This window comes from Caldithrix sp. (genome assembly GCF_056497305.1).
Genome location: NZ_JBSMDE010000135.1, coordinates 1 through 15186 on the forward strand (window position 1 = coordinate 1; position 15186 = coordinate 15186).

Sequence of the window (15186 nt, forward strand, 5' to 3'; positions counted from 1 at the left end):
ACATTTAGAAATCAAATTTTACAAAGCAAAGATTTAAACTCCCCCTTCTCTTTTTTTAAAGGGAAGGGGGGCGGGGGATGGGTTTTAAAACAAATGCTTCGCCCTCACAAAGTCGCGGATTGAAGCACGAGTTACATTGCTCTTTCGAATGGTCTGCCAATGTAAGGGATTCTTCTCCCCCGATAAATCGGGGAATTCAGAATGACATGCCGGCACGGTTCCTCACCGAATGGGCATAAGTTGCCCCTTCGCAAATTAATTCGTAATTCGTAATTTTTAATTTAGTGCTCTCTGTGGTTGTTTAAATCCCCAAGGAAGTTTTTTGGTTGCGGTTTTGCTGCCTTAGAATACTTCTTTCAAAAGATAAAACGCTTTAACGTGCGAAAATTTTTATGCTGTGTGAGGAAGTAAAACCGTTGAATTGTTGATTGGTTGAATGGTTGAATGAGCATCGGGCCGACACTCCTAATTCCCATTGGTAGTGAATAGGGCCATAATAAGAAATATGCAACATAGTTGGAAAGCTTTCCAACACAAACCTTCCCCCTCTCCCAGATTTTTATTCTGGGAGAGGGGGATTGAGGGGGTGAGGGCAAATAATTTCTTTGCGCTCTTTGTGACTCCTCAGTGCTCTCTGTGATTTTTTAAAGGTTACGGCTCTTCTTCCTTATGATTGAAATTTTATCGTTCTTTTTTTGTTACTTTTAATTTTCGTTCCTTAATCAACCGCTCATATTCCGCCGGATGGTGATGTTTTAATTCTTCCAGCGATATTTTCCCGTCAATCCAGGTGACGTTCATGGGGTAGACATCCGGATGGTAAATAACAAAGAACCAATGCCAGATCAAAATAGCCAGCGAAGCCAACCAGGCTTCGTAATAGTGCACGATTTCGGCGGCTTCAAAAAACCAGCTCGGTAAATAGCGGGCAAAAATCTCAGGGAACCAGAGCATGAACCCGCTGGCCCCCATGATGATTACACCCCAGATTAAAGCTAAATATTCCGCTTTTTCGCCATAATCAAAATGATCAAATTTTGGTTTTTCTTTGCTCAGTCCAAGATGGAATTTAATATTTTGCCATAAATCGAGCAGATCTTTGCGGGTTGGTAACATGGCCAAAAATTCTTCCCGCCCTTTGGCCGAGAAGATAAAGTAACCAGCCTGTACCACAGAGATTGCTAATAAAATTACAGCGGCAATCCTATGTAACGTACTACGGACAATTTCATCCATGCCCAGGGAATACAGCATTCGTACCCAGTAGGCATCAGGGAATTTAAGCGCAAAGCCGGTTACCACCAGTGTACCAAAACTAAGAATTAGCAGTAAATGTTGGTACACTTCAAAGGTCTGAAAGCGTGGTACCAGCTCGCTGTACTTTTTAGCGCGCCGTTTTTGACGAATGTGATAAACCACAATCATTAAATTGTGCAAAAACATTCCACCAATGACTAAAATAATCATCCATTTGTAAAATATTCTAAGCAGATAGGCCACATAATTTCGTTGTTTTAAACCGATGGGATGGACTTCAATTTTAGCAAATTCCGGGGTAACGTTTTTGTGGCATTGGCTACAGGTTTTTTGCAGATTCCTGGGATTAGTGGTGGCCAGAGAGTCCTCAGAATCACGGATGGCGTGCTGCTCATGGCAACTACTACAGGTGGCCGCTCTTGGCGAGCCTTTTAACACAGCCAGACCGTGATAGGTGCGAAAATAGGATTCGAATCGTCGGTAATCCAGGCCAAATCGCGTCATTAAGGGTTCCGAGGCATGACAACTCTGGCAGGTTTTAGTGCCTTCCAACTCTGGATTTCTAAAGGGGCTGCCGTTCCTGTAGCTCTTAATATCGTGTTCGCCATGGCAATCGGTACAATTGGGCGATTCATGGTGGCCGCGCTGCAAGGATTTCCAATGCACACTTTGCAGATAGTCCTCCGCTTCCTGATCATGGCAGGTACCGCAGGTTTCAGGGATGTTTAATTCATTCAGGCTGGATTGCGGGTCTACCGCAGGTCGAATATCGTGGCTGCCATGACAGGTAATGCAGGTGGCCACAGTCGCTTCCGGGTCTTCCTCAAAAATTTTGCCATGAACACTCTCGGCATAGAGCTCCACAGGATTCATTCGGCGCAAACCAAACTGACGCATAATCCGGGTGTTGGCGTGACATTCGGCACAGGTTTTCAACAGGTTCTCGCCATAAATTTTAGAATTTTTATCGTCGGCCGCTAAAATGTGGTGCGAGCCGTGGCAATCCCAGCAAGTGGCCGCAATCTTAATCCCCTGTTTGCGCCCCAGCCCATGAATACTCTGTTCATAGGTTTCATAAACATCATCATGACAGTTCTGACAGGTAGGCTCAGCCAGCGGAACATCCTCAGGATGGTCTTCACTAACGGCATGACAATCTACGCAGGCCAGGTCTTCATGAACAGAACCTTTAAAGTGAGTAGAATCAACATAAAGCGATATCTCAAGGCTATTGTTAATAACACGTGTTAAGTCCGGGTCTGAATGGCATTCCATGCATGTTTCATTGTCCATCTGGGCATAAACCAGACCAGTAAAAGAGGCCAGCATCCAGACACACAACAACCATTTCCAGTTCATTAAAGCATTCTCCTGATTATTGGATTTAACTTCCTACATGACAATTAGCACAAGGGGTAGCCTGGTCGTTTTGTCCTTCATGACAGTTGTTACAGGTAAGGGTTCCTTCATTCTGTTTTACAAATTGACCATGGTTTTGACTACTTTTGAAATCGGTCCAATACTCAGGATGGGGGTAGCTGATGGGGCGATCCTGTTTTTGATGACACTGAATGCACAGGCTTTGACTTTGAGCAAGATTTGGACCATGGCAGGAAACACAACTAATCGTGCCAACAGCAATGACTTTGTTGGCATGGAATTCTGTAGACTGCGGATCCGTCCAGTCTTCCGGATGGGCCTTGTTTTCTACCGGGCTTTCCAGTTTGGCGCAAGAGAGCACAAACACCACAATATTTATAAAAATTATGATCTTTTTCATCACACCTATTCCTACTGTTTTACCATCCACATTACTTTCCATGACAGGTCATGCACACCACATCGGCGTAAGCGTCGTTGTGGCAACTCAGACAGTTGTCAAAATCAATCTGGGCTTCACGGGCATGCTGGCCGCCGTCCCCGGCAATGCGATTTGACCAGCCGGGCAAGGCATGGTTTTTAGGCATCACGTGTTCGTTGCGGTGGCAATCCACGCAAAAGGCCTGCTCCTGATGACAGGTCAAACAGTTCTCCTTATTGCCTTTCGCCATCAATCCATGCGTGTAACGGTAATTTAACGGATGTACTTCCCGATTGAGGTTGTCTCCCTCGTGGCAATCCACACAGAAGTTCGTGCGATGACAATGTTGGCAGGCGTTTATGGACAACTGCTGGACCAAACCATGATCTTTACGCCAGTTGAGTTGGTGCGTTGCCGGTAAAAAATTCATGCTCGCTTCATGGCAGGTTAAACATTTTAATTTTTCTACGACCACATCGGCTGCGCTATGGCAGGTGTTGCATTGGGCTCTGGACGGTAAATGAAAAGCCTTCGTGTCTTCGGCCTCCTCTACACCTTGGTGGCAAACCAAGCAGTTGGTTCCCTGTTCATCCACATGTTTTTTATGCGGAAAGCGGCTTTTGAATCCGACGACACGCCTGGCAACCGCGGGGTCATCTGGATTGGTGTGGCAGGTAGCGCAGGGTGTTTCATCTTCATCATGGCAATTGTAGCAGGTTTGCATCTCAGGCATTAAAACATCTTGCTGATTCATACTTTCCGTAGCTTTGGCATGACATTCCAGACACTCAATTTCCTGCTCCTGGACATGAAATTTATGCGAAAAAATAATCTGATCCTGCTGAGCCACCGCAAAAGTAACCGACAAAAGCAAAATAAAGGCTGTAATTATTTTCAAATTTTGCATGACATCTACCCCTGTTACCAGACAAAACTAATATGGTTTAAAACACGCTGATCTGATCGATAGTCAGCATTTTGCAGCCACTGGTATTCCAGCTGCACGTTCCAGTGTTTCAAGAACTGATAATTCAAACCAATGGCGTTGGCCAGTTGATGGTCGTAATCAAAGCGCTTTTCAAAACGGTAGCGTGAATAATCGACACTGATCGTCATTAACAGATGGCGCAAAATCTGGTAGCGGTAATTGAGTAAAGCGCCTAATTGATTGCCCAGATCACCCGTTTCATAAACCAGCCCCACATTTCCATGGCGATTGGAAAGCATGGTAATAAAACGCGTACCATACCCTTCATCCAGTTGTACGCCCTGCACCATGGCGCTCAAAGCATACTGTGCGCTCACCTGATACACCAGATTAAGGCCGCTTAAGAGATAGCGATTGACTTCAAATATCTGAAAATAGGAATCGTTGTAAACCTGAGGGAATTGTTGCTTCAGATAGGCATCAATCATGAGTTTGGAACTTAACTGATAGCGTCCCGAAAGGTACAGGCGATGAAACCTTTGGTTAACCAGATCATAATGAGCCTGTAACAACAGGAGCAATTGGGGCAGGCTGGAATTACTCAAATTCAGCCCGGTGAGTTGCCATTGGGTATCTCCGCCTCGGCTTTTTTGTAAATAGATCAAACTGCACGTGGTCTTGTGCACATTTTTAAATTTAAGTTGCGTACCTACCACCGTTGCTTCATCCAATGCGTACACTCTGGCTGCCCGCCACAAATGACTTTCCACGCCACCATACAACTGCCAACTCATCCAGGTCAACGGTTTCAATGTTAAATTCACCCCATCCAGACTACCCAAAACGACACCAGGATACAAAAACTGACGTCCGATTTCCAGATCGAGCAAATTAAAAAGATTTTTTGTGGAAACGGAAAAGCGGTAGGCTTTAAAGCGTTTTAATTCGCTCAGGTCCGAATCGGCCAGATCCGTTAAAGCGCGACCAGCAATGTGCAATTGCCAGCCCCCCAACTGACTAAAGGCAATATTGGTGCGTAAGGTCTGATACAAACGCGTATGTAATTCCGTTTCATTCGAACCGGCAGCCTTTTGAGCGCTGTAAGTGTAAACAGAATTACGGACAAAGCCATTAAACTGAACGGATTGGGCAAAAAGAACATTGCCGAGTAAAACAAGAAAACTAAATCCCACAATACACTTTTTCATGGCCTTCTCTCATTTTATTCATTTAAATTGGAAAAAAAGCGAATCACAGGGATTCGCTTTTAAACGGCTTAATCGGTGAACACAGGTTCATTGGCTTTTAATTCCGCCTCAAGATAGGTAGAATCCACATCGCTTTTTTTCAACAGCACTTCATCATGTTGGCCGTGACAGGTTTGCCCACACCACACGGTACCGCTTGTATCGGTTAAAAAGGTCCAGCGCTGAATATTGTGGGGTGTGGCATATTTCCAGGTCGGCGCATCTTCAAAAGTGGTCAGGCTAATGGAACCGCCCCAGTTGTCGTATGTGTCCGGCGCAATGGGGATGTGGCGCACCAATGCGTAGTCGGTGTTTCTGAAAGAGCTGGTATTTTTCAGGTAATTTTTACCGATCTTAAAGGTTGGGTAGGAAGAACCTGTAATGCCTTTACCCACATGGCAGCCATTACAACTTTTGTAAGTTTGCGAATGGCAAATCTGGCATTGTAAGGTAGTGCTGCCCTGGACATGCGTTTTATGGTAGAGATTTTCTGTGTTCTCATCCAGAACATCGGGATGACAATCCACACATTGGGCAACAAAATTTTCGTTTTCCACCAGGCGATAATCGTACAGGTTGCCATCGCCGTGCATTTCGTTGGCCTGGTGGCAGGCTACACAATTCATACCCTTATTGTAGTGGACATCGGCTTCTTTCACATTTTCGTAGCCTTCCTGCCCTTTGTGTGAACCGCGGAATTCTTCGCCTATCCGCGAACCATGACAGGCTGTACAATTATTAACCATGCTGGGCGTGCGATAAAAAACATGACCTTTTTCCAGACCGCTGTTGACCGAAACAGGGCGAATGACATGACACTGCCCACATCCGGCATGGCATTTGGCACAACCAACTTCAAATCCGGCCTTCATCTTGGGATCACTACGCAGGTCCTGTCCATTGGCACGAATACTAAAACGTTGGTAATAGCCATTCTGCGTGAAATGTAAGGAATTTTTAAAATTGGCCGTAATATCGGCATGGCAGGCGCTGCAATACACATCAAATTGTTCACTGGGCAGGGCCACAAAGTCGGCTGTGGCTGCATGCGCTTCGGCTTTTGCCTCTTTGGTTAGCGGGGTATTGGGATTACCTCCATGGCAATTGGTGCAGGCCAGTTGCCCGTGTACACTGCTTAAGAAGGCATCTGAAACCAGCACACGTTCCGCAGGCCCCAACGGGGCCACTGCGCCGCCTCAGCCTTCACCCGCTTCGCCACCATTGGTCTCCAATGGTTCCGCAACCGCTTCCAATAAGTCTTTATTGGTGTGGCAGGCCACACAGCTACTTTGCTGGGTAACTTCGTAGATGCCTTCCTTCTGGGCAATATCACTCTTTTTCTCTTTACAGGAAAATAGAGCCAAAAAGAGCATCAACATGGGAATGAATACAAATTTTTTCACGGCGCTACTCCAGTTAGATCATACCGTTTGTAAAGTTAAAGACAGGTCAGCTGGCAAGCAATAAGCTGACCCGCCTTTTTTTATGATTTTTTTTTCATATTTAGTCTATTTTTCCACCGTGTAGTCATGAGCGTCGGTGTCTTCGTTAAAAGCGCTGATGGCTCGTACATTGGCGTCTTTGGTCCAGGCCATGATACCCCACTTCAGGTTGGTAGCATCGTATCCTAACAGGTTGAGCACTGTACAGGCGATCTGACCGGTATGCCCGGTGTAGCAATATGTGACCACTGGACGGTTGGGATCAATCTTCTTTAAATTGTCAACTTTGGCAATCTCTTTCCATGAAATGTTTATGGCGCCGGGAATATGGCCCAAAGCGTAGTGTTCGGGTTTGCGCACACTGATAATTTGAGGATCATTGGAAGCGTCCCCGTCATTCAACAAATCAAACAGAGCCTGAGCCGTAGTTACCGGAGCGTGATTGGAAACATACTGATCGGCTGCCGCTTTTAGAATGGTCATGGCATCTTCGGAATCGGCAAAATTGGGGTCGGCCAGATCATAGGTCTTGGTTTGCGGTACATCGGTGGTCACAGCAAAGTCATGCGCATCGGTCTCTTCATTGAAAGCGCTCTGCACTCGAACATCAGCATCTTTGGTCCAGGACATAATGCCCCATTTCATGTTGGAGACATCATAACCCAACACCTTAAGGATGGTAGCCGAGATCTGCCCGGTGTGGCCCGTGTAACAGTAGGTAACGATGTGTTTATCGGTGGGTAACTTTTTCAGATTGTCTTCTTTGGCGATCTGCGTCCAGGGAATATTGATGGCTCCAGGAACATGACCCAGCGCATAATGTTCGGGTTTGCGCACACTGACCACAAAATGGCTGCTCATATCATCATGAAGAGTTTGAGCAGTAATAATAAAATCGCTCCAGCCGGAAATGGCCTGCTCTACAACCGGTTGAATGATCTCGAAATTACTCTTCTTCTCTTTTTCATTGTCCGTCGAAGACGAGCACGAGAACAAGAAGGCCAAACCGACCATCAGGGACAAAATGGTTAAATACCTGCGAAACATTACGTTACTCCTTTCTGTGTTAAACAACTGACAATTTTTGTTTAAATTTTCACAAATACTGTTGCAAGTTGCGTTCCATATTTTATTATTTTTTGTAACTTTTTATTTTCACACAATTTAAATGAATTGCAAATGTGCTACACTATTTTTCAAATGAAACAGTTTGTTTCAGATGCTTCTTTTACTTTTAGTTTATTTATTGAAAAACAGCAAATTACACCAATTGAAAAACAATGTTTCAACTGTTTCACACTGAAACACCTTTGCCTGTCGCTCAGACTATCTTTAACTATATGATTTTAAATCAATTACATCACGCAAAACCGAGTTTGTTAATTTAGGTACAAATATTGCAGCCCTTTTCTCAAGGTAAATCAGGAGTGCACAATGATCGATCCAAAAATCAAATGCGAAAATTTAACCGAAATTATTCTGGACAACATTACAGACGGGGTCTTTACCATTGATCATAATTTTAATATTACCTCCTTTAATAAAGCCGGTTGTCGTATTACAGGATTTGACTGCCAGGAAGTCGTTGGGAAAAAGTGTTTTGATGTGTTTCGTTCCAATATCTGTGAAAAGGACTGCGTGCTAAAACAGGCCATTGAATCCGGAGAGCCCATCAGTTCCAGAACCGTGTACATCATAAACAAAAAAGGTCAACGGATTCCCATTAGCATTTCGGCCGCCGCCCTGATAGACAAAAACGGTCAGGTCCTGGGGGGTGTTGAAACGTTCAGGGATTTGAGCGCTGAAGACGACCTGCGCAAATTCATCCGAAAAAATTTTTCTTACCACGATATTGTTTCCAAAAATGCCAGGATGTGGCAACTGTTCGATTTACTACCGCAAATTTCCGAAAGCGACAGCACCGTGCTAATAGAAGGTGAAAGTGGTACGGGCAAGGAATTGGTGGCCCGCGTGATTCACCAGTTAAGTCATCGATCCCGAAAAAATTTTGTGGCCATCAACTGTGGAGGCCTGCCCGACAGTTTACTGGAATCGGAATTGTTTGGTTACAAAGCGGGGGCTTTTACCGATGCTAAGAGAGACAAAATAGGACGCATTGCCCTGGCTGAGGGTGGCACACTCTTTCTGGACGAAATTGGCGACATCTCTCCAGCCTTTCAGGTCAAACTTCTGCGATTTTTACAGGAACGCACGTACGAACCTTTAGGAGCGGTTGAATCGCTCAAAGCCAATGTGCGCATCATTGCAGCCACCAACCGAAACATAGAAGAATTAGTAACTTCCGGAATTTTTAGAAAAGACCTCTATTACCGCATTAAAGTGATTCGGCTAAACATCCCCCCTTTACGACAACGCAAAGAAGACATTCCGCTATTGGTCGAACACTTCATTAAACGTTTTAATCATCTGCAGGGCAAAACCATTGAAGGGGTCTCGCCCGATGTTTTGGAGATACTCATGCACTACAATTTCCCCGGTAATGTCCGTGAATTAGAAAACATCATTGAACACGCTTTTGTGTTGTGTAATGAATCCATTATTCAGGAAAAACATCTACCAGTTGATCTGTTTGAACAACGGAGCGCCGAGGCTCAGGAAAAGTACCAGCAAAAATTACAGGACATGGAAGCAGAGCTCATTTTACGCACTCTTAAAGAATACAACTGGAATCGCCAGGCTGCGGCTCGCGCCCTGAACATGCACAAAACCACCCTGTTTCGTAAAATCAAAAAACTGGGTATTGAACTGCCACGCCTGGACGGCCGCCGCCGGCATTAACTGTTTAACTACCCGTCGCTCTTATTTTCTGCAGTCCCCTCGCCCTGTTTTAACCAACTCATAAAATCATGTGTTAATCGAGTTGCATTATTGCTACTGTACCACTGCAACTTTGCTACTCTGTGCAACGGTTCAAAAGTTTTTACTATTCACATAACGTATTGAAAATTCATCGATTACTTTTCAGCACACGGAACGGCATGCTATTTGTTTGTACCCAATTCAAAAAGGTTGCATGGATACAATGAAAGTGGCCATACCCGTCTGGCAAAACAGAGTGGCGCCCGTGTTCGATGTGAGCCATCAGTTAAAAATTATTGATTTGCACAATGGGCAAAAAAAGCCCAGGACGGTAAATCTGCAGCAGGCCAGCCTGGCCCATCGCCTTAAAATCCTGTCGGATTTTAAGGTGAACGTGCTGTTGTGTAATGGAATTAGCCTTTTTTTGCAGGGCTGTTTACAGGCCAGACAGATCAGAGTTATAAACAACTGTACCGGAAGTGAAAGTGAGGTTTTGATTCACCTGCAGCAAGAAATGAAGCAAATTTAACAAACATGAACGGAGAATGTCGGTTATGTCCCAAACAAGACGAACCTTTTTAAAAACCCTGGGCGCTGCCTCATTAACGGCGACAGGGGCAAAAAAAGCCGGAGCAACGCCTAAAAACGTTCTTTCGGATGATCGCTTTGGTGTTTTAGTGGACACCACGGTCTGTATTGGTTGTCGCCAGTGTGAATACGCCTGCAAAAAGGAACACGGTTTACCCACAGGCGACCTGGATGATTATCGGGATCGTTCAGTATTCCAGACCTTGCGTCGTCCTGACGACACAGCCTTAACCGTGGTTAATGCCTTTAAAGCCAGCAAACCAGAACTGCAGGAAATAACCGTTAAAGTACAATGCATGCATTGCGACCATCCGGCCTGCGTTTCGGCCTGCATTGTAGGAGCCTTCTCCAAACAGGAAAATGGCGCGGTCATCTGGGATGAAAGTCGTTGCATTGGGTGTCGCTACTGCATGGTGGCCTGCCCTTTCCAGGTGCCGGCTTTTGAATACCACAAAGCCATTGAGCCTAAAATCATGAAATGCGATTTCTGCTACCCAACACGCACTTCCCGTGGCCAGATGCCGGCCTGCGTGGAGACCTGCCCTACCGAGGCCCTGGTCTTTGGTAAACGGTACGAATTAATTCAAATTGCTCACGATCGGATCCGCAAAAATCCGGAGCGCTACATTAACCACGTGTTTGGCGAGCATGAAGTGGGCGGCACTTCGTGGCTCTATTTAGCCGGGCAAGATTTTCTGAAACTCGGTTTTCCGGATGTGGGCACTGAGCCCGCCCCCGGCGCCACAGAACCAATTCAACACGCCATTTTTAAATTTTTTGTTCCTCCGGTAGCGCTCTATGCCTTGTTAGGCGGCATTATGTGGCTGGGAAAACAGACGCGTGAAGAGGAGGAATGAGGATGGAAGCCTATTTTAAACCACAACCGATTAAACGGCCCTATTTTACCCGCGGGGTAATTGTTCTTTTAATATTAGCTGCCAATGGGTTGTTCTGGAGCATTCTGCGCTTTGGCTTTGGCCTGGGAGCCGTTACCAACTTAAACAATCAATTTCCCTGGGGGCTGTGGATAGGCCTGGATGTAGCCGCCGGGGTGGCCCTGGCTGCCGGTGGATTTACCACCTCCGCCCTGGTGCACATCTTCTACCGTGAAGATTTCCATGTACTGGTTCGTCCGGCCATCATGACCGCCATGCTGGGCTACACCTTTGTGGCCATCGGCGTTATGTTCGATCTCGGCCGCTATTACAACATCTGGCATGTGCCGATTATGGGCAACAGCAACTCGGTATTGTTCGAAGTTGGTATTTGCGTAATGACCTACCTGGCCACCCTGTACATCGAATTTTTCCCCATTGTAACCGAACGGTTCATCGGCCGTGTTCATTTAAAAGGGGGGGTTAAATGGTTAAATCGTCCCATCGATGGTTTTTTGCGCTTTATAGACTCCTTTTTGGGTAAAACCATGTTCTTTTTCATCCTTTTGGGAGTGGTCCTCTCTTGCCTGCACCAATCATCGCTGGGAACTCTGATGTTGATCGCCGGCAAAAAGGTCCATCCCTTGTGGCAAACGCCTGTTTCTCCCCTGCTCTTTTTACTCTCTGCTTTTGCCGTCGGTTTTCCCATGGTCATCATGGAATCGTTAACGGCTTCTCGTTCCCTGGGGTTAAAGCCGGAAATGGACGTATTGCGTAAACTGGCCCGCTTTGTGGGCCCACTTCTGGGTATTTATCTGGCCTTTAAGCTGGGAGATATGGTCATTCGCGGCACCTATGTCTATTTAAATGAAATCAATCTGCAATCCATCATGTGGGTGGCAGAAATGTTATTTGGCGTCATCATACCCGTGCGCATGTTTTTCTGGGACAAAGTTTTGCAATCACGGACACTGCTCTACATCGCCTCCATGCTGGTTATTTTTGGCGTTGCTCTCAATCGTTTCAATGTTTTCATCATCGCCTACAAACCGCCGTACATTTTAAAACAATACTGGCCCTCCATCGGAGAGATATCAATCACCGTTGGGCTGATTTCGCTGGAGATATTACTGTACAGGGCGCTGGTAATAATTTTTCCGGTGATCTCCGTGCCACTTAAGGGCGTCAGCGCCAGAGCAAAATATGCTATCAGGGGAGTAATCCAATGAAAACGATCGTTCACTTTTTGATTGTGATTATATCATTCTTCACCTTGAGTCGGGCGCAGCGGATCGGACACCATGCGCAGTTTCCCCTGCGTTGCGATGAATGTCATTATTGTAAAAAACCGACCTACAATGAACCCTGCTTAAAAATTTGTCCAGATTTCATTCGTGAAGGCATTACGGTACACCATTCTGTGGAAGATGCTCCGGCCATCCTGATCATCGATACTTTACAAAACCAATATGCCCCGGCCGTTTTTACGCATCGTCTGCACGCACAAATGGGCGAAATGCTGGGCGGCTGCGAATCCTGCCACCATCACAATCCCCCGGGTAAAGTGCGTTCCTGCATCGAATGTCACCAGCCCAAACGGGACATAAATGATCTGTCCCGACCTTCGTTGAAAGGCGCCTACCACCAATTGTGCATTAATTGTCACCGAACCTGGGACGCCGACTGGAGTAAAACTTCGGATTGTTATTTTTGCCATCCGAAAGCCACCGAAGATATCTCCAAAAATTCGAAACATCTGGCCGAATTAGCGAAAAAGCGGCATCCGGCGCCCAAAACACCAGAGGTATTTGTTCTTAAAAGCGATTACGAAGAGGCGCCGGTGGTGACCTTTTACCATAAGGAGCACATCTTTACCTTTGGACTGGAATGTAAGCGTTGCCATAAAAACAATGCCTGCGCCGATTGTCATAATCCGAATCTTAAAAAAGAAAGTACAAAACTCGAGCATGAAAACTGCCTGCACTGCCATCAAACGGCCATTGATGAAAATTGCGAACACTGCCATGGAAACCAGCAAAAAGCGCCATTCGATCACGCCAGAACTGGCTGGCCGTTAAAACCTTTCCATAAAAAACTGGCCTGCCAGACCTGTCATCAAAAGCAGATCGAATTTAAGGCTTTAAACAAGGAATGCAACAGCTGCCATCAAACTAATTGGCAGGTTGGAACGTTTAATCATTCGGTAACCGGAATAGTCCTGGATGAAAATCATGCGGACATTGATTGTGAAACCTGCCACGTAAAACGCAAGTTCGACCAAAACCCGCAATGTACCGAGTGTCACGAAGACAAAACTTTTCCGGCAGATGTACCTGGTAAACGTGTTAAAAGGTGAGCAAAATGTTCAATAAAATCTCATTTAAGCTGATTTTTACCATTGCCATTGTCGTCGTTCTGGTTTTTACCGGATTTGCCGTATTGACTTTACGCACACAACTGAATCTGGTAATGAGTCAGGTTAAAAATTTTGTGAACACCCAGAGCGAAACCATCAAAAACAGCACCAAAGTTTCCATGCTCAATAATAACCGCGAATTGACGCACGAAATCATCCGAACCGTAGGTAAACAACCCTGCATCCGGCAGGTTCGCATTTTGAACAAGGAAGGCGAAATCATGTACGCGGCTGACACCACGGAAATTGGCAAAGTTCTGGATAAAAGAGCCGAGGCCTGCTACAGTTGTCACGCTTCGGATCAGCCTCTGGAAAGACTTTCTATTTCCGAGCGTGTGCGCATCTACCGCAAGCACCCCGATTCGACGCGCATCATGGGCGTCATCAATCCCATTTACAACGATCCCTCATGTTGGTCTGCTGACTGCCACGTGCATCCAAAAAGTCAAAAGGTCTTAGGCGTACTCGATCTTACCGTTTGCCTGAAACATGTCGATCAGGAAATAGCCAGTGTTCGGCAAAAAATGCTGGTCATCGCTCTGACGGCCATCATTTTACTGGCCTTCATCCTCTGGCTGTTAATCAATCGCTTTGTCGATCGCCCGGTTAAAAAACTGTTAACCGCCACCAGGCAAGTCGCTTCCGGAAATTTGAATTACACCATTCCCGACCTGGGCAACGACGAGCTGGGCATTTTAGCCCGTTCCTTTAACAACATGACCCGAAAGCTGGCCGAAGCGCGCCAGCAGCTGTTTCAATCGGATAAAATGGCCTCGCTGGGTCGGCTGGCTGCCGGCGTTGCCCACGAAATCAACAATCCGTTAACCGGCATTTTGACCTACGCCAGTTTTTTACTAAAACGCACCAAAGATCAGCCAGAGCTGCACAACGATCTGCAGGTCATTGTACGCGAAACCATGCGCAGCCGTGAAATCGTAAAAGGCCTGCTCGATTTTGCCCGTCAATCCATCCCCCAAAAGATTAAATCCGATATTCACCAGGTCATTCAGCGCGCCCTTGACGTGGTTGAAAATCAATTGACCCTGAACCGAATTGAAGTGGTTAAAAAATTCGCTCCACGTCTACCGGAAATCTTTATCGATCCCAGCCAGATGCAACAGGTGTTCATCAACCTCTTTTCCAACGCCCAGCAGGCCATCGGTAAAAACGGCGGCAAGATTACCATTGAAAGCGCTCTGGTCAGGCTCTCGCCTTACGGAAAAGTGCAGATCAAACAGGCTTTGTGTCCCAAAGGACACGATTTAATGGACGAACACACACGCATTGACGGCTTACCCTCCATCAAATTAAAAGTTCGTCTAGACGGGCAGGAGGGCTTCGTCTATTTAGACCCCATTTACGGGCGCAACCATTTTCGTTCTGAAATAAGCATCAAAAACGACGACCTGGCCGACATTGTTTGCCCCAAGTGCAACATTTCTCTTTTAGACAGAGACCAGAAATGCCCGGAATGCAAAGCGCCGGTTTATGTGCTGGAAATCCCGGGTAAGGGTCAATTACACGGCTGCATTACCGATGAATGCCAGTGGCAATACTGGGATGAAGTCGAAAAGCAGGGCCCCCGTGATTACATTGAAATTAAAGTGCGCGACACCGGTTGCGGCATTCCTCCGGAGATCATGGACAAAATCTTTGATCCTTTTTTTACGACCAAGGGACAGCAGGGTACAGGACTGGGCCTGGCCGTCATCTGGGGCATTCTGGAAAATCATGAAGGCACCATTTCGGTGCAAAGCAAAGTGGGCAAAGGTACCACCTTTACCATTCATTTGCCGGTTGAAAAAGGATAGG

General features: G+C 46.1%; 13 protein-coding genes. 6 read left to right on the forward strand and 7 right to left on the reverse strand.

Annotated features, from left to right (window positions below):
* Positions 1-681: 681 nt before the first annotated feature.
* The 7 genes from ACWB0I_RS11180 to ACWB0I_RS11210 all read right to left on the reverse strand — a co-directional run bounded on the left by ACWB0I_RS11180 (position 682) and on the right by ACWB0I_RS11210 (position 7722).
* Positions 682-2616 carry a cytochrome b/b6 domain-containing protein gene (locus ACWB0I_RS11180; RefSeq protein ID WP_479388148.1) on the reverse strand — a complete coding sequence of 645 codons (1935 nt, stop codon included), beginning with the start codon at positions 2614-2616 and terminating at the stop codon, positions 682-684.
* A gap of 25 nt (positions 2617-2641) precedes the next feature.
* Positions 2642-3037, reverse strand: a complete 396-nt coding sequence (locus tag ACWB0I_RS11185; protein WP_479388149.1) for a cytochrome c3 family protein — start codon at positions 3035-3037, stop codon at positions 2642-2644.
* 31 nt (positions 3038-3068) lie between these two features.
* Positions 3069-3965 carry a cytochrome c3 family protein gene (locus tag ACWB0I_RS11190; RefSeq protein WP_479388150.1) on the reverse strand — a complete coding sequence of 299 codons (897 nt, stop codon included), beginning with the start codon at positions 3963-3965 and terminating at the stop codon, positions 3069-3071.
* Positions 3966-3979: 14 nt separating this feature from the next.
* A complete protein-coding gene (locus tag ACWB0I_RS11195) occupies positions 3980-5194 on the reverse strand; it encodes a hypothetical protein (protein ID WP_479388151.1) in 1215 nt (404 codons plus the stop codon).
* A 68-nt stretch (positions 5195-5262) separates the two neighbouring features.
* Complete coding sequence (locus ACWB0I_RS11200) at positions 5263-6420, reverse strand: hypothetical protein (protein ID WP_479388152.1); 1158 nt, start codon at positions 6418-6420, stop codon at positions 5263-5265.
* Between the two features lie 9 nt (positions 6421-6429).
* Complete coding sequence (locus ACWB0I_RS11205) at positions 6430-6636, reverse strand: hypothetical protein (protein ID WP_479388153.1); 207 nt, start codon at positions 6634-6636, stop codon at positions 6430-6432.
* Between the two features lie 105 nt (positions 6637-6741).
* The gene (locus ACWB0I_RS11210) at positions 6742-7722 is read right to left on the reverse strand and encodes a rhodanese-like domain-containing protein (RefSeq protein ID WP_479388154.1); all 981 of its coding nucleotides are present in this window, start codon (positions 7720-7722) and stop codon (positions 6742-6744) included.
* Positions 7723-8109: 387 nt separating this feature from the next.
* On the opposite strand from ACWB0I_RS11210, the gene ACWB0I_RS11215 reads away from it, so the two are divergent.
* The 6 genes from ACWB0I_RS11215 (at position 8110) to ACWB0I_RS11240 (ending at position 15185) form a co-directional block, all read left to right on the forward strand.
* A complete protein-coding gene (locus ACWB0I_RS11215; RefSeq protein ID WP_479388155.1) occupies positions 8110-9474 on the forward strand; it encodes a sigma-54 interaction domain-containing protein in 1365 nt (454 codons plus the stop codon).
* 235 nt (positions 9475-9709) lie between these two features.
* Positions 9710-10024 (forward strand): NifB/NifX family molybdenum-iron cluster-binding protein, encoded by a 315-nt coding sequence (locus tag ACWB0I_RS11220; protein WP_479388156.1) that lies wholly within the window; start codon positions 9710-9712, stop codon positions 10022-10024.
* Between the two features lie 25 nt (positions 10025-10049).
* Positions 10050-10940 carry a 4Fe-4S dicluster domain-containing protein gene (locus tag ACWB0I_RS11225; RefSeq protein ID WP_479388157.1) on the forward strand — a complete coding sequence of 297 codons (891 nt, stop codon included), beginning with the start codon at positions 10050-10052 and terminating at the stop codon, positions 10938-10940.
* Positions 10941-10942: 2 nt separating this feature from the next.
* Positions 10943-12187 (forward strand): NrfD/PsrC family molybdoenzyme membrane anchor subunit, encoded by a 1245-nt coding sequence (gene nrfD, locus ACWB0I_RS11230; protein ID WP_479388158.1) that lies wholly within the window; start codon positions 10943-10945, stop codon positions 12185-12187.
* Positions 12184-13314 (forward strand): cytochrome c3 family protein, encoded by a 1131-nt coding sequence (locus tag ACWB0I_RS11235; protein WP_479388159.1) that lies wholly within the window; start codon positions 12184-12186, stop codon positions 13312-13314. Before nrfD ends, ACWB0I_RS11235 begins: the two co-directional genes overlap by 4 nt.
* Before the next feature lie 5 nt (positions 13315-13319).
* Positions 13320-15185, forward strand: a complete 1866-nt coding sequence (locus tag ACWB0I_RS11240; RefSeq protein ID WP_479388160.1) for a sensor histidine kinase — start codon at positions 13320-13322, stop codon at positions 15183-15185.
* Position 15186: the final 1 nt, after the last annotated feature.

What these genes read in the sequence shown, in the direction of transcription:
- ACWB0I_RS11180 (WP_479388148.1), bottom strand. Translation starts at nt 2,616, where the DNA reads ATGAACTGGAAATGGTTGTTGTGTGTCTGGATGCTGGCCTCTTTTACT.
- ACWB0I_RS11185 (WP_479388149.1), bottom strand. Translation starts at nt 3,037, where the DNA reads ATGAAAAAGATCATAATTTTTATAAATATTGTGGTGTTTGTGCTCTCT.
- ACWB0I_RS11190 (WP_479388150.1), bottom strand. Translation starts at nt 3,965, where the DNA reads ATGCAAAATTTGAAAATAATTACAGCCTTTATTTTGCTTTTGTCGGTT.
- ACWB0I_RS11195 (WP_479388151.1), bottom strand. Translation starts at nt 5,194, where the DNA reads ATGAAAAAGTGTATTGTGGGATTTAGTTTTCTTGTTTTACTCGGCAAT.
- ACWB0I_RS11210 (WP_479388154.1), bottom strand. Translation starts at nt 7,722, where the DNA reads ATGTTTCGCAGGTATTTAACCATTTTGTCCCTGATGGTCGGTTTGGCC.
- ACWB0I_RS11215 (WP_479388155.1), top strand. Translation starts at nt 8,110, where the DNA reads ATGATCGATCCAAAAATCAAATGCGAAAATTTAACCGAAATTATTCTG.
- ACWB0I_RS11220 (WP_479388156.1), top strand. Translation starts at nt 9,710, where the DNA reads ATGGATACAATGAAAGTGGCCATACCCGTCTGGCAAAACAGAGTGGCG.
- ACWB0I_RS11225 (WP_479388157.1), top strand. Translation starts at nt 10,050, where the DNA reads ATGTCCCAAACAAGACGAACCTTTTTAAAAACCCTGGGCGCTGCCTCA.
- nrfD (WP_479388158.1), top strand. Translation starts at nt 10,943, where the DNA reads ATGGAAGCCTATTTTAAACCACAACCGATTAAACGGCCCTATTTTACC.
- ACWB0I_RS11235 (WP_479388159.1), top strand. Translation starts at nt 12,184, where the DNA reads ATGAAAACGATCGTTCACTTTTTGATTGTGATTATATCATTCTTCACC.
- ACWB0I_RS11240 (WP_479388160.1), top strand. Translation starts at nt 13,320, where the DNA reads ATGTTCAATAAAATCTCATTTAAGCTGATTTTTACCATTGCCATTGTC.